We start from the raw sequence: 12,960 nt of genomic DNA, 5'->3' as shown, positions 1-12,960 counted from the left end.
CATCTCCTTACAGCACGGATATCAGTTTGACTTCAAAACGCAGCGGCTGTCCGGCCAGCGGGTGATTGAAGTCGAACAGGGCGGAGTCGTCGCGCAGCTCGCGCAGGACGCCGGCAAAACGGCCGCCACCGGGGGCGGCAAAGTCGACCAGGTCGCCGATCTTGTAGTCGGCGCCCGGCACCGAGTTTTCGTCCAGGGTGGCGCGCGTGACCGATTGCACCAGGTCAGGGTGGCGCTCGCCGAAGCCTTCGCTGGCGGCCAGCTCGAAAGTGGTGTGCGTGCCTTCCGGCAAGCCCAGCAAACGCTCTTCCAGGAACGGCGCCAGCTGGTTCTGCCCCAGCATCAGGGTCGCGGGATTTCCGTTGAAGGTAGTGACAATATCAGTACCGTCCACAGTAGCAAGACGATAATGCAGAGTGAGGTAGGCCGCTTTGGTGACGACTGCTGGTTGCTGGTTGGACATAGTGATGTTTTCAGATAACTGATGCAAAACGATATTGTAAGCCACACTGGCCGCGCCCGCCCCATTGCGTCGTCAAAGGATGTCCCTGCCGCACTACACGGGAGAGCAATATGGCAATCAAGGACTGGCCCGCCCGCGAGCGGCCCCGGGAACGGCTGATCGAGGATGGCGCGCACACGCTGTCGGATGCGGAATTGCTGGCTGTCTTCCTGCGTACTGGCGTGCGTGGCAAGAGCGCGGTGCAGCTGGCGCGCGACACGGTCGAGCACTTCGGTTCGCTGCGCGGCCTGTTCGGCGCCAGCCTGGTCAATTTCTCGGCCGTGCACGGCATGGGCAGCGCCAAGTTCGCCCAGCTGCAGGCGGTGATGGAACTGGCGCGGCGCGCGATTGTCGAAGACCTGCAATCGGGCCAGGTGCTGAGCTCACCGCATGCGGTCAAGGACTATCTGCGCATCACCATGGGCAACCTCGGGCATGAATCGTTCCATGTACTGTTCATGGACGTCAAGAACCGCCTGATCACGACACGCGAAATGTTCCGGGGCACCCTGACCCAGCCCTCCGGGCACTAACAGCGAAAATATATTTAACTTCCACCCTTGCCCATCGACCTCCAGAGAGGGGTTGTGATAATGATACGTATCAAGGTAAGTACACGGGATTAGCAACCGGCCTACGCAAGCATAGTGTGGAGTACCCTCCTAAACTTCGACACTTGTTCTCATTTCAAACCGGACATGCAGTGGCGTTTGAGTCCGGTCTCCTGCTGGCATTTCAAGCCAAACAGTGGATTGCTCATGTAAAAACACTCAACGAAAAAGTGACGTGGACGTATGCAATGGCCGAGCCGAGTTAAATCTTCAAGGAAAAATATCTTGATTCATTACCAAGTGATCAGTTACACTTAATATGCCTCATTTCCCCGGCAGTTAGCTTGGCTCTTCAAGGACGTTCTGCACTCAACCCTGAGGAACGATCCTTGGAAACAAACTAACCCGAAAGGAAACATAATGGTAAAAAATAGCAACATTCAAGAAATGAACCAACCAAACTACAACGATGGTTTGGAATTGTCCAAACGCTTGATTTATCTCACCGCAATCGAAAGGCTGAGCGCCATTTTTGAGCAACACGGCGCAACTCTAATTGAAGATCAACTTTTTAAACTGCTAATTGAGGCGCGCGCCCGCTCTCTTGAAGCTGCTGAGGAATTTGGGTTTAAAGCAATGAAGTAAATTTAAGCGCAGGTCCGATTTAGCAGTGTGAATCCGGAAGGCGTACCGGTCTAGCGCTGCTTCTTGTTGCATTGACTCGACGTTTGAAGCACAAATTCCATTTAAATTAAGCGCCTACGTAACTACCGATCCCATGATAGTGTTGGACGCGCACGGTGTAGTAGCTGAGTCGCTACAACAATTCTAGGCACTCCTAAGTCGTAATCGCTCCCGGCCTATCTATACAAAAAAACCGTTAAGTACGATACTGGGGTGCGGGGGAAGAACCAAGGGCGCCTGCCCTCCCCCCGCGAGAATAGCCAGACCTATGGCCTGGCACGTTAATGACCTCCCCAGTCCACTTTAATGCTGATGAACTTGACACTCCGGCGGTGCATTGTTTCCTCTTCCATTAAGTATAGTGCGAGACTTCAACTTTCTGTGTGTAATTTGCAAACGGGTTCCGCCAATATGAGAAAACCCCAGGGACTGTACATCCATACAGCTTTATGGCATTATCTTACGTCTCCAACAAACGTTGGAGTTGGCATAATTGCTACTGATCATCAAAATTGGTTTAGCAAAAAAGCTACCTTATGAACCTCGTCGCAACTGGCACGAGAGGAAAAATTTAGAGGCTCCGAAAGGGGTTATTGAGGCCAGCTATTTAGTATGCTGGGACGCGACGCACTACGGAGTGCGTCCATGTCTTCTTCTTTTACTTCGCTTGTTTTCACTACCCCGCTGCGCAACCGGGAATGGAACAAGAACGAACGCCTTGCTCTTCAAAATGCCGTCCGTATCGCCTTACCTACACACCGGGCCAGTGCTTGTTTACGCCATCGCTTGGGTAGTTCGCCCGTCACTGTTACGGCAACCAAAGACGGTAAAACCCGCTTGGGGGGTCTGATGATTTGCGATGCTCACCATGTTTGTCCCGTGTGTCATCACAACAAGATGGCCCGGGATAAGCGCACGGTCGCCGAAGTAGTCGCAGCACATTACGCTCAAGGCGGCTTTATGGTAGATGCAGTATTTACTGTTCCACACTACTTTGGTGAGCCCCTTGTCGTTGTGCTTGAACGTCTGAACAATACATGGAGAGCACTTCGCAGCAAGTCAATCTGGAAAAACCTTTCTAATGACCTCGGAATCGTGGGTTGCATCCGACGTCTTGAGGTGACCTTTTCAGCTAACGGCTGGCATCCTCATTTTCACGTATCGTTTCTGTGCGACTGGGCAGTAACTAAGGAGATCAAAGGACGTAATCGGCTTTCAGTTCTCGACGATGCATACGCGCTAGTTGCTGGTCGCTGGTCGGAGGCTGGTAAAAAAGCAGGTATAAAAGTCTGCATGGCTGCACAGTCGGCTGTAGCTCTAGTTTCGGCCGTCGATGCTGCCAAGGCGGTGGCATACAGCGTAAAAAACATGGGTTTTTCAGAAAAGCAAGACAGTTTGACCCCGATTGACCTCCTGCGCATCATTGCTCAAGTCTCCGATCCTGCTGTAATTGCAGCTGCGAAGCGTCATTTTTCTGAGTATGCCACCGACATCAAAGGGAAGCACGTTCTTTCGTTCTATGGCACAGCCAGGGCCGCCAAAACAGCAATAGAAGACGGCGCAACAACGCCGCCTGCTCCGGGAGAACGACTGGGAGCAATTTCCCCGGATGGCTGGAGAGCAGTAGTGCTATCCCATCAGCGTGAGGCGGTCGCTCAGGTGAAGGAACGGGAAGCCTTGACCACAGCGATTATGCTCGCGGCCCTTTATGCCGGCTATTCTTCGATCCCTCCTGGCTGGCTGACCTTGACCGGGGAAACCAAAACCGTAGTAGGGGTCAAGGGAGCATGCCCGCCGAAAATTAACTTTACTTCGGGCTTGGCTTGAGCGCGCTCGCATAGTTATACAGTGTCGAACGCGACACATTAAAACGCTTGCAAATATCGTTTACTTGAATTCCTGGTTGCGTCAGTAGGGCCACTGCTGCCCGGGCATCTACTTCGGACAGTGCTCGACGGCGTCCGCCCAATCGGCCACGACTCCTAGCGGCAGCAAGGCCAGCCAAAGTACGCTCTCGGATCAGGGCTCGCTCAAATTCGGCAAGTGCCGCGAACATGTGCAAAATCAATTTCCCGGTGGGGCCAGTTGCGTCAATTGCCTCTGTCAGCGAGCGAAATCCAATTACCTGAGCTTCCATTGCGTTGATAATAGAGATCAAGTCGTGAAGGTTACGGCCAAGGCGGTCCAACCGCCAGACCACGAGGGTATCGCCTGGACGCAGAGCTCGTAGACAATGATCCAGTTCCGGCCGGTCGCTTTTCCTAGCGGACTTCCCACTCGCTTGTTCGGTGTAAATCAAATTGCACCCAGCACCTTTAAGTGCATCAACTTGCAAATCCAAGTTTTGCTCGTGAGTACTAACCCGGGCATATCCAACAAGAGCCATAATGACACCTTTCTAAAACATTGATTAATGGACAGCAATCCATACTAATATGTATAGCAAAAATTGTCTTTTTCATCGTTTTGAAAGGCATCCAAATAACGGTCGTTATTTCAACGGGGAAATTCTACCGTTCAAATTTTTACATCCGTACTCTGGCGGAAATGCATCAGAAATTTTTACCCATGCTTCATTCCCAAACCCTTGAAGTTGCGCATTAAGAGCTATTTTTATCAGTGGACGCCGTATTTCTATTATTGGACCGCAAAATGTATCATCCCCAATCGAAAACTTTCCTTCTCGCCATTTTTTAATATTTGCGGCTTCTCGCTGCTGTTGTTTTAGAATTTCTTCACTTTCACGAATGTATGAATCAGCTATTTTTGAAAAATTCCCGCTTTTAAAGTCACCCCTGGGCGTGCCACCTCTAACAAGCTTAACAAAACCATTTCCGAGATATTCGTTCGATGGGAGTATCTTCTCAACTCTCACACCTAAGAATTTATCGTACAGGGTTGAGAATGTGAATCCATAGTAATTTTCCGACCCTTCTATTATTGTAGAAGTCCAAAATTTTAAATTACTATTTGAAACCTTCATTAATGGAGGAAGAATTTTAGAATACGGATAAGCATTACACCCAGGTAGAGGAGGTATATTCTTTAGAGTTGCTTTAGATTCGGAATTAACACTCACATCCAAAATACTTAAAAATTCCTCATACTCTGGAATTCGCCAGTCATTAAATTTCAAAAATTTATTACTAACGGCAAATATGGTGGCCTCCTTCATATCCAACCATGTTGGTGTTCCACCACAAGATTCCCCATTCCATTCTTGCCCTGCCACACACATCTGCCAAATTAGATTTGTTCTGGGATCGCTGATTGTGCCATTTTTATTATCAATATATTCTGCATTTTTACCACAGTCAATTTTATCTTGCGCATAAGACAAAGATGTTAACATCAATAAAATTGCTGCGATAGCTACCGTTTTACTTTTCATTATTTTCTCACTCAATCTGGTTTAATAATTCCCTACACGATAGCAACTCATGGCTTTTTATGCAATGAAATTTATTTCCTTATGGAAATGATCTAATTGTATACCATAGTATAAAGACTTGATAGTTGAAATTCTTTAGCCTTCATTCTCAGATGAGTGAAGGATTGATGTGGACCCAGCACTAGCATTTGGTCGAGCCTTGCGACGAAGAAGAGTAAATGCTGGCTGGAGCCAGGAAAAGCTGGCGCTCGAAGCCGGGGTGGCGCGAGTTTTCGTCAGCTGGATGGAAACGGGCCGCAAGCAGCCGACATTCCAAACGATGTTGAAACTCTCGGCAGCATTAAATTGTTCAGCCGCAGAGTTAGTCATGGAAGCAGAGGTGCTACTGACTACTTCACATGTAGAAGACCCGTAATCGGCAGCGGCATTTTTGCACCGCGTCGGGGGACGCCACTCCCCGCTCACCGGCCCCAGTGACCTAGCTACACGACTACCCCCTCTGTCAAAATAGTTGTCGCCTCCAACAATTGGAGTTCTAATCTGCCCTGGGGCGATGGATTTTACGATGACGAAATACACCAACGAGAAGAAAGAGCACGCGCTCAGCCAAATGAGCGCGCCGCATAACAAGCCTGTGGCCGCAGTGGCGCAGCTCACCGGCGTGCCGGAAGCCACGCTGTACCTGTGGCGCAAGCAGGCACGCGAACAAGGCCGCGCGGTGCCCGGCGATGGACAAAATCCCGAGCAATGGAGCTCCGCCGACAAGTTTGCGGTGGTGCTGGAGGCGGCCCCGCTGAACGCGGCTGAATTGGCGGCGTACTGCCGTCGCAAGGGATTGCTGGTGGAACAGCTGGAACGCTGGCGCACTGAAGTCCACACGGCCTTGACGGCTGGACAGAACCGAGCTGGCGCCACCGAACGCGCGACGGACAAGAAGCGCATCCGGGAGCTGGAAAGGGATTTGCGCCGCAAGGAGAAGGCATTGGCCGAGACGGCGGCACTGCTGGTGTTGTCCCGAAAGTACGAAGCGCTGTGGACCGACGGCGAGGACGCATGATTGCGTTGCCGCAGCGCCAGGAGTTGGTCGCCGATATTGAGCAAGCCTGCCAGGATGGCGCCCCTCTTGGTTTGGCTTGTGCCGAACTGGGCTTGAGTGCGCGCACCGTCGAGCGCTGGCGTCGCACGGGCAAGGTCCGAGCCGATGCGAGACCGATGGCGGCCCGTCCGGCGCCGGCGCACAAGCTGAGCGAGCAAGAACGCCAGCGCGTGCTCGACGTCTGCCACGAGGCGCGCTTCGCCGACTTGCCACCGGCGCAAATCGTGCCGCGTCTGGCCGACGAGGGAACCTATCTGGCATCCGAATCGTCGTTCTATCGCATACTGCGCGCGGCGCAAGAGCAGCAGCATCGCGGCCGCGCCAAGGCGCCGCAGGCCACCGAGCCGCAGCGCCATGTGGCCCACGGCCCCAACGAGGTGTGGAGCTGGGACGTGACCTATTTGCCCAGCCAGGTGCGCGGCATGTTCTTTTATCTGTACGCCGTCATCGACCTGTTCAGCCGCAAGCTGGTCGCATGGGAGGTGCATGCGCGCGAGGGTGGCGACGAGGCGGCCGCGTTGATGGAGCGGGCTTGCTGGCGCGAACACCGTCCCCACAACAAGCCGCTGGTGCTGCACGCCGACAATGGCGCGGCGCAAAAGGCGCATACGCTCAAGTCCAAGCTGGAGACGCTGGGCATCACACCGTCGCACAGCCGCCCCGGCGTCTCGGACGACAACGCCCATATCGAATCCTGGTTCCGCACCTGCAAGTACGCGCCAGGCTACCCGCCGAATGGATTCGAGGACATCGAGCTGGCGCGGCAATGGGTGCTGAAATTCGTCACCTGGTACAACGGCGAGCATTTGCATAGCGGCCTATCCTTCGTCACACCGGAACAGCGCCACAGCGGCCTCGCGGACGACGTCCTGCGGCAGCGGCGGGAGGTCTACGCGCAGGCGCGGGAGCGCCATCCGTTGCGCTGGAAACGACCACCACGCGCATGGCAGATAGCTGATGAGGTTTGGCTTAACCCGCCGTCCAAACTTGACCAGCGTCGCGCCGCGTGACGCGCTGAGGAAAGAACAAAATCGACGCATTCTAAAACCGGAATTATGCGACAACTATCTTGACACGTACCGACTACGTTGCAGCCCATCGGCTTAGTCTCCAACTTTCTTACAGAAATCCTCGCCGCTCGCTTCAGGGCCTCTGCCGACTGTATTTGCGAAGCAAATACAGTCGGCAGAGGGGCGCCGCAAAAATGAAAGACGGACGCAAGCCGGAGCCAAAGGTGACAGGCGGCCGACTTTCATTTATGTGGGGGGCGCAGCCCCCGGTCCAGGACGCAGCCTGGTGGGGGAGCCATCTGAATTGCGGTCGCAAGCTGGAGCCAAAGGCGACTGGCGGACGCGGGTCAAATGGGGGCAAAGCCCCGCTTCCCGGCCCGAATTGGGGGCGGGCATCCGCGTTCTGTCTCGACCCAGGAGAGAGCCACGCATAGCGAGGAGGTGAGCGCGTTAGCGCGAGTCCCAGAAGGTGGATGCCCGCCCGCGAAGCGGTCTCAGGTACTGAGAAGCCGGAGGCTGCGGGAAGCGCCCCAAGGTCCGTGTAACGGATCGCTGGAGTGAGGCACAACGTGCCGCACGCGAAGCGCAAGCCCGGCAAGGAGTTTTGCGCAGCAAGACGACCCAGGGCGCGCAACCCCCGACAATCCGCACCTTGGTGCCGGAGGGGGTGAAGCGGCGCCACCGGCGCCGATACTTAATATACCTACATAAAGTACAAAGGAATACTCGTAGGCACATTCAACGGCGCTATACTGGGTATGAGCAAACACCCACTTCGTATTGATGCAAACGAACACGCTGCCACCGCGCTGCGCCTTATCCATCGTTTCTCCTGGCTTCGTCCGACTGAACTGGGACGCCTTCTTTATCCGCGCAACAAGCACGCCAGGAAATACGCGGAGAAGCTCCTGCGTAAGCTAACAGCTTTGCGGCTTGTCATTGAACGAAAACTACCAGGCCGCAGCGCGGGTACAGCCTATGTGGTCTCCACTCGAGGCGCCACAAAGCTGGACACATGGGCAGACGTTCACAAAGGGTATAAGTCAGGAAAAGATTGGGGGGCATACCAGAACGGGGTGTGGTATCCGCCTAACAGCTGGCAACACGATCTTTGGGCTATCGGAGTGGCAAGTCTTCTAGCAGAGCAGCTAGGCCACGAGGTACTACCCGATTCATATTTGCGGCAAACCGCTCCGTCTGAAGTAAAGTATCCAGATGCTCTGCTAGTTTGCCGCGATAAGGGGTTTTCCGCTTGGCTAGAAGTTGAATCCTCTCGTAAAACCGGAAAAAACTTAGATCAACTTGTTCGCGCTGTAATCGGCGCAAGCCGGGGAAAGCCACTGGCCTATTTTGATGAGGTTCAAGATACTCCAGTGAAGGTAGGCATAATCGCGATTCTAGTAGGCGCTCGCGACGAACGAGGCTACAACCTCGATCACTGGGGACGTTTTGAGAGAAAGCTTCAGGCGCTTGGGGGGGTGAAAGCGCCCGTAACCCTAATTCGATGCTGGATGAGTCTAAAAGGCGTTGGGGTTGGGTCCATCAGGATCGATCATATTACCCTCTCACCATATAACCAACCTATTAAAAATCCATAGCAGAACTCTAGGGAGCCACTGATTAATTCGACTTTTTTACCATGCCTGGCATGTAAGTCTTTGATTTTTAAGGTGGCGAAATTTTATAGATTGAATTAATCAGCGCTTCCCTAGGCGATTCCTGACTTCATATTTTGATGACTCCTTTTATCGCTTAAGAGAATTTCATTTAATCCAGGTAACGTTATATCTCCTTGCATCCAAGCCAAATTCTTCGGATGCAAATCCCCGGATAATTTTCCCTGCAAAACAATAGTTTGAACTATATTGCTATCTCTATATTTCACAATTGCAACATCATAAGCAAAATGCCAAATTGCATCGATTGCACGAGTCAGTCTAGTATTGCATTCAGCCCTTAAATTCCTAGCACTTTCACTTTTTTCATAAAGTATTTTTAAAACATCCCTGGCATAGGCATCATCAAAAAGATTATTTGGCTCAAGAGATAACATTTCTTTATTCTTCGATATTCTTTCCATTAAATCATCCCTCTCGTCAGCCAGCTTTCCAATTCTATCTTGGAAAGCTGGAACCCTGCCCTTCGCCAAAACTATTGCTTCTGCCATAGCAATAGAAGCTGCCTCATTATCACTAAGCTTAGAAATCGCCAAATCTATCTCCTCGACTACAGCCTGCTTGTCATAGCCAAGTCCCAGTTGCGCGCCTGCGTATGAACATATATCCAGAAGTAAGGGCTCATCCGTCTTAGAGGCCGCGCCAGTTCGACAATCTGTAACACCAGAAATCTTATTAGAACACGTAAGCTGGGCCTTACTGCCACCTCGCGCTTCAGTCTTCCGTTGAATCATTGCACCGCATTCTCCACACCTCAGCAATCCTGACCATATATTAAAATAATGCGTGTCTCGTCTGCGAGGAGTCTTTGCCTTACGGTCAATTGCGGCGCGTGCCTTATACCATTGCGCCTCATCTAAGATAGCAGGATAGTAATCTTGAACGATTATATTTGATCGCTCTCCTCGCCAGGAACCGGTTTTTTGTTTTGTTTTATAATCCTGAAGAAAATATTCATACTCTCCTAAAACCGATCTCAGACGCAATAATCGCCCGGGCATTGTGCCGTGCCATGTAGTGGTTTTTGTCTTCGTATCACGCGTTGGCAACGGCCATTTTTCCGCATTAGCAATTTTTGAAATCGCTTTACTTCCATACCCCTGAGCTGCAAGTTCAAATACTTTCCGTACCGAATTGGCTCGATCCTCCACAATTGTCCACTGCGAGTTCTTGTCCTCTCGCCTTAGCCAACCTGGAGCGGATCCAAATATGTTTTTATGCTCTCTTCTAGCCGCTTCAAACTTAGCTCGAATCATTGATGCTTTCCGAAGGGATTCTTCGTGTCCACGGCCGAGAAGCATTATTGAGTAAAAGAAATCGCTCTGATCCTTGTTCATTCCTTCTTTCGTCCACTCCTTGTCATCAACAAGTGTCACAATTACCAAACCAGCCGACAGCAGCATAAGAAAAAGCGGAACAGACTCTGTGAGCTCTTCTCGGGTTAGACGATCAAGTGCTTCAATAAGCAAGTATGTACCTGGCTTGATCTCGCCATTGTCAATTTTATCAAGAAGCGTTTTGAGCGCCCCTTTATGCCGATTGGCGCCTGTGAAACCGCTCTTTCCTTTATCTAAGAGTGTGAGACTTGTATCGAGAGCCAATCCCTTTCTGACACACCACTTTTGAGCCGCATCCTCCTGCCGTTCCACACTGTGCCCGCGGCCCTGCCGCAGACTTGAGTAGCGCTTGTAAGAAATGACGCGAGGCTTACTTATCTGAGTAGTTTTCATATTCCGAAGATAGTACCAGAAGACTCATACCAGCGTGTATCCGCGCGAAGTGGTGAAACAGGCGCTGCAGCACAACGCGGCCAGCGTGATCCTGGCGCACAACCACCCTTCTGGCACGCCGGAGCCCAGCGAATCGGACCTGTTGCTGACGCGTTCGCTGGTGCAGGCCCTGTCGCTGGTCGATGTGCGCGTGCTCGACCATTTTGTGGTGGCAGGCCGGCAAGTCCATTCCTTCGCCGAACACGGGCAACTCTAGCGTCCATGCGCGTTTGCGGCAGTTAACCTGTGTAAACAAGGACATACGCGCGCCAGCCGGGCTGCTTGCCTAGCAGTAAACAAGTCAGTTTACAAGGTTTTTCATGACAAGCAACACCAGCGCCTCAAATTGTTAAATTATTTAATACAACGAGACACAATTGTTTTTCGCAAGTCATTGATAAATCTGATTTTTTTGGATATACTCTCGTTTTTCCAATTTGGAATGTCTTTAAGGAGTGCGCCATGGCACGTGTTTGCCAAGTCACTGGGAAGAAGCCGATGGTCGGCAACAATGTTTCCCATGCAAACAACAAAACCAAACGTCGTTTTTTGCCTAACTTGCAAAATCGTCGTATTTTTGTTGAATCTGAAAACCGCTGGGTCTCCCTGCGTTTGTCCAACGCCGGTCTGCGCGTCATCGATAAAGTCGGCATCGACGCCGTATTGGTCGACATGCGCGCTCGTGGCGAAAAAGTCTAATTAGCAGAACAAGGGAGCTATCATGGCAAAATCAGGCCGCGACAAAATCAAGTTAGAATCGACCGCCGGTACGGGTCACTTCTACACGACCACCAAAAACAAGCGTACGACGCCTGCGAAAATGGAGATCATGAAATTTGATCCTAAAGCACGCAAGCACGTGACGTACAAAGAAACCAAGATCAAGTAATCGATCCGAGTTCCTTGAAAAAGCCGCTTCCGAGCGGTTTTTTTTCGTCCTTCTTTTCTTGATGGTTCGGCTGGATGAAAAAAAGGCCCCGCACCGCGGAGCCTTCGATGGCAGACTGTCCTGCTTACGCGTAGCTGCGCAGGCGCAAGGAAAATTCCTGCAGCGACTTGATGCCCGACGCTTCGGCGCGCACGCACCAGTCTTGCAGCTTGTGCAGCAATTGCTCGCGCGTAAAATGCGAACGCTCCCAGATGGCGCCCAGCTCCACGCGCATATGATGCATGGTTTCCAGCGACTTGCTATGCTGGAACAACTCGGACAACTGCTCATGGTGCGCATCGGCCAGCTTGCCCGGCTCGCGCTGCATCAGCTTGCGCGACGATTTCAGGAAACGCTTTTCCAGCTCGGCCTTGTCCTTCAGGTGTTCCAGCTCTTCCTTCCAGGCCGACTTGATCGATTTGGCATACTTGGCCATCACGTCATAGCGGTTGGCGATAACCGACTGCAAGGTGTCGAAATCGGCTTCCAGCTTACCGTGGGAAAACTTCGGTTCCGGCGCCAGCTTTTTCACTTTCGCCAGGCCCAGTATTTCCAGGCAGCGGATATACGCCCAGCCGATATCGAACTCATACCATTTTGACGACAGCTTGGCCGACGTTGCATACGTATGGTGGTTGTTATGGAGTTCTTCACCGCCGATCAGGATGCCGAAAGGAATGATGTTGGTGGCCGCGTCGGCGCAGTCGTAGTTGCGGTAGCCCCAGTAATGACCGATGCCGTTGATGATGCCGGCCGCCGTCACCGGGATCCACATCATCTGCACGGCCCACACGGAAATGCCGATCACGCCGAACAGCGCGAAGTTGATGAAGAACAGCGAGACCACGCCCAGCCAGCTGTATTTGGTGTACAGATGGCGTTCGATCCAGTCCGTTGGCGTGCCATGGCCGTATTTGGCCATGGTTTCCAGGTTTTTCGATTCGGCGCGGTACAGCTCGGCGCCCTCCCAGAACACTTTCTTGATGCCGCGCGTGACCGGGCTGTGCGGATCTTCTTCCGTATCGCACTTGGCGTGATGCTTGCGGTGGATCGCCGCCCACTCCTTGGTCACCTGGCCGGTGGTCAGCCACAGCCAGAAGCGGAAGAAATGACTGGGGATGGCGTGCAATTCCAGCGCGCGGTGCGCCTGGTGGCGATGCAGGTAAATCGTGACGCTGGCAATGGTGATATGGGTCACCACCATGGTATAGGCAAAGACCTGCCATGCGGACAGATCGGTCATACCGGTTGCCATGAACTGCAGAACGTCGTGTAAAACGGAACTCAATGTCATTACTACTCCAGGTGGATGGGGCTTGTTCACGGTCGCGCCAGCAAGGCGCTGGCGGTCCG

At 52.4% G+C, this 12,960-nt stretch carries 12 protein-coding genes and 2 pseudogenes; 9 read left to right on the top strand and 5 right to left on the bottom strand.

All coding sequences use genetic code 11. The features are described from left to right. Positions 1–7: 7 nt before the first annotated feature. Positions 8–463 carry an FKBP-type peptidyl-prolyl cis-trans isomerase gene (locus Q8L25_RS10815; RefSeq protein WP_308924821.1) on the bottom strand — a complete coding sequence of 152 codons (456 nt, stop codon included), beginning with the start codon at positions 461–463 and terminating at the stop codon, positions 8–10. A 110-nt stretch (positions 464–573) separates the two neighbouring features. Here Q8L25_RS10815 and Q8L25_RS10810 point away from each other — a divergent pair. The 3 genes and pseudogenes from Q8L25_RS10810 to Q8L25_RS10800 all read left to right on the top strand — a co-directional run. Then, positions 574–1,026 (top strand): annotated as a pseudogene (locus Q8L25_RS10810) (UPF0758 domain-containing protein); the annotation flags it as partial. Positions 1,027–1,473: 447 nt separating this feature from the next. After that, a complete protein-coding gene (locus tag Q8L25_RS10805) occupies positions 1,474–1,698 on the top strand; it encodes a hypothetical protein (RefSeq protein WP_308924820.1) in 225 nt (74 codons plus the stop codon). Positions 1,699–2,382: 684 nt separating this feature from the next. Next, the gene (locus Q8L25_RS10800; RefSeq protein ID WP_308924819.1) at positions 2,383–3,564 is read left to right on the top strand and encodes a hypothetical protein; all 1,182 of its coding nucleotides are present in this window, start codon (positions 2,383–2,385) and stop codon (positions 3,562–3,564) included. Here Q8L25_RS10800 and Q8L25_RS10795 read toward each other — a convergent pair. Together Q8L25_RS10795 and Q8L25_RS10790 are read right to left on the bottom strand one after the other, a co-directional pair. Continuing rightward, positions 3,545–4,123, bottom strand: coding sequence for a recombinase family protein (locus tag Q8L25_RS10795; protein ID WP_308924818.1), 579 nt, complete (start codon positions 4,121–4,123; stop codon positions 3,545–3,547). The genes Q8L25_RS10800 and Q8L25_RS10795 overlap by 20 nt on opposite strands. Positions 4,124–4,228: 105 nt before the next feature. After that, entirely contained in the window at positions 4,229–5,128 is a 900-nt protein-coding gene (locus Q8L25_RS10790) for a DUF1566 domain-containing protein (protein WP_308924817.1), read from the bottom strand. 169 nt (positions 5,129–5,297) lie between these two features. On the opposite strand from Q8L25_RS10790, the gene Q8L25_RS10785 reads away from it, so the two are divergent. From Q8L25_RS10785 to Q8L25_RS10775, 3 genes are all read left to right on the top strand, one after another. Then, a complete protein-coding gene (locus Q8L25_RS10785; RefSeq protein ID WP_308924816.1) occupies positions 5,298–5,543 on the top strand; it encodes a helix-turn-helix transcriptional regulator in 246 nt (81 codons plus the stop codon). A 150-nt stretch (positions 5,544–5,693) separates the two neighbouring features. After that, positions 5,694–7,234, top strand: a protein-coding gene (locus Q8L25_RS10780) for an IS3 family transposase (protein ID WP_374694259.1) whose coding sequence is annotated in 2 segments (ribosomal slippage) — positions 5,694–6,150 and positions 6,150–7,234 — 1,542 coding nt in all. Because the reading frame shifts where the segments join, the coding sequence is not laid out codon by codon here. A 758-nt stretch (positions 7,235–7,992) separates the two neighbouring features. Beyond that, a complete protein-coding gene (locus Q8L25_RS10775) occupies positions 7,993–8,832 on the top strand; it encodes a hypothetical protein (protein WP_308924815.1) in 840 nt (279 codons plus the stop codon). A 110-nt stretch (positions 8,833–8,942) separates the two neighbouring features. Here Q8L25_RS10775 and Q8L25_RS10770 read toward each other — a convergent pair whose 3' ends face one another. Continuing rightward, positions 8,943–10,640: a recombinase family protein gene (locus Q8L25_RS10770; protein ID WP_308924814.1), complete on the bottom strand. Its 1,698-nt coding sequence runs from the start codon at positions 10,638–10,640 to the stop codon at positions 8,943–8,945. 22 nt (positions 10,641–10,662) lie between these two features. On the opposite strand from Q8L25_RS10770, the pseudogene Q8L25_RS10765 reads away from it, so the two are divergent. The 3 genes and pseudogenes from Q8L25_RS10765 to rpmG form a co-directional block, all read left to right on the top strand. After that, positions 10,663–10,896: pseudogene (locus Q8L25_RS10765) on the top strand (JAB domain-containing protein); the annotation flags it as partial. A 245-nt stretch (positions 10,897–11,141) separates the two neighbouring features. After that, positions 11,142–11,378: a 50S ribosomal protein L28 gene (rpmB, locus tag Q8L25_RS10760; RefSeq protein WP_010400928.1), complete on the top strand. Its 237-nt coding sequence runs from the start codon at positions 11,142–11,144 to the stop codon at positions 11,376–11,378. 22 nt (positions 11,379–11,400) lie between these two features. Continuing rightward, positions 11,401–11,568 carry a 50S ribosomal protein L33 gene (gene rpmG / locus Q8L25_RS10755; RefSeq protein ID WP_010400929.1) on the top strand — a complete coding sequence of 56 codons (168 nt, stop codon included), beginning with the start codon at positions 11,401–11,403 and terminating at the stop codon, positions 11,566–11,568. Positions 11,569–11,692: 124 nt separating this feature from the next. On the opposite strand, the gene Q8L25_RS10750 is transcribed toward rpmG, so the two are convergent. After that, positions 11,693–12,850: a fatty acid desaturase gene (locus Q8L25_RS10750; RefSeq protein WP_374694258.1), complete on the bottom strand. Its 1,158-nt coding sequence runs from the start codon at positions 12,848–12,850 to the stop codon at positions 11,693–11,695. Between the last annotated feature and the right edge of the window lie 110 nt (positions 12,851–12,960).

The organism is Janthinobacterium sp. J1-1 (genome assembly GCF_030944405.1).
In the GTDB taxonomy this organism is placed as follows: domain Bacteria; phylum Pseudomonadota; class Gammaproteobacteria; order Burkholderiales; family Burkholderiaceae_D; genus Janthinobacterium.
Note: the sequence above shows the minus strand (reverse complement) of the source record. Positions and strands in the feature narration are given on the sequence as shown.

Excerpts from the sequence above, each read along its gene's own strand:
- rpmG (WP_010400929.1), top strand. The coding sequence starts at position 11,401 with ATGGCAAAATCAGGCCGCGACAAAATCAAGTTAGAATCGACCGCCGGT.
- Q8L25_RS10795 (WP_308924818.1), bottom strand. The coding sequence starts at position 4,123 with ATGGCTCTTGTTGGATATGCCCGGGTTAGTACTCACGAGCAAAACTTG.
- Q8L25_RS10805 (WP_308924820.1), top strand. The coding sequence starts at position 1,474 with ATGGTAAAAAATAGCAACATTCAAGAAATGAACCAACCAAACTACAAC.
- Q8L25_RS10770 (WP_308924814.1), bottom strand. The coding sequence starts at position 10,640 with ATGAAAACTACTCAGATAAGTAAGCCTCGCGTCATTTCTTACAAGCGC.
- Q8L25_RS10775 (WP_308924815.1), top strand. The coding sequence starts at position 7,993 with ATGAGCAAACACCCACTTCGTATTGATGCAAACGAACACGCTGCCACC.
- Q8L25_RS10815 (WP_308924821.1), bottom strand. The coding sequence starts at position 463 with ATGTCCAACCAGCAACCAGCAGTCGTCACCAAAGCGGCCTACCTCACT.
- Q8L25_RS10800 (WP_308924819.1), top strand. The coding sequence starts at position 2,383 with ATGTCTTCTTCTTTTACTTCGCTTGTTTTCACTACCCCGCTGCGCAAC.
- rpmB (WP_010400928.1), top strand. The coding sequence starts at position 11,142 with ATGGCACGTGTTTGCCAAGTCACTGGGAAGAAGCCGATGGTCGGCAAC.
- Q8L25_RS10790 (WP_308924817.1), bottom strand. The coding sequence starts at position 5,128 with ATGAAAAGTAAAACGGTAGCTATCGCAGCAATTTTATTGATGTTAACA.
- Q8L25_RS10750 (WP_374694258.1), bottom strand. The coding sequence starts at position 12,850 with ATGACCGATCTGTCCGCATGGCAGGTCTTTGCCTATACCATGGTGGTG.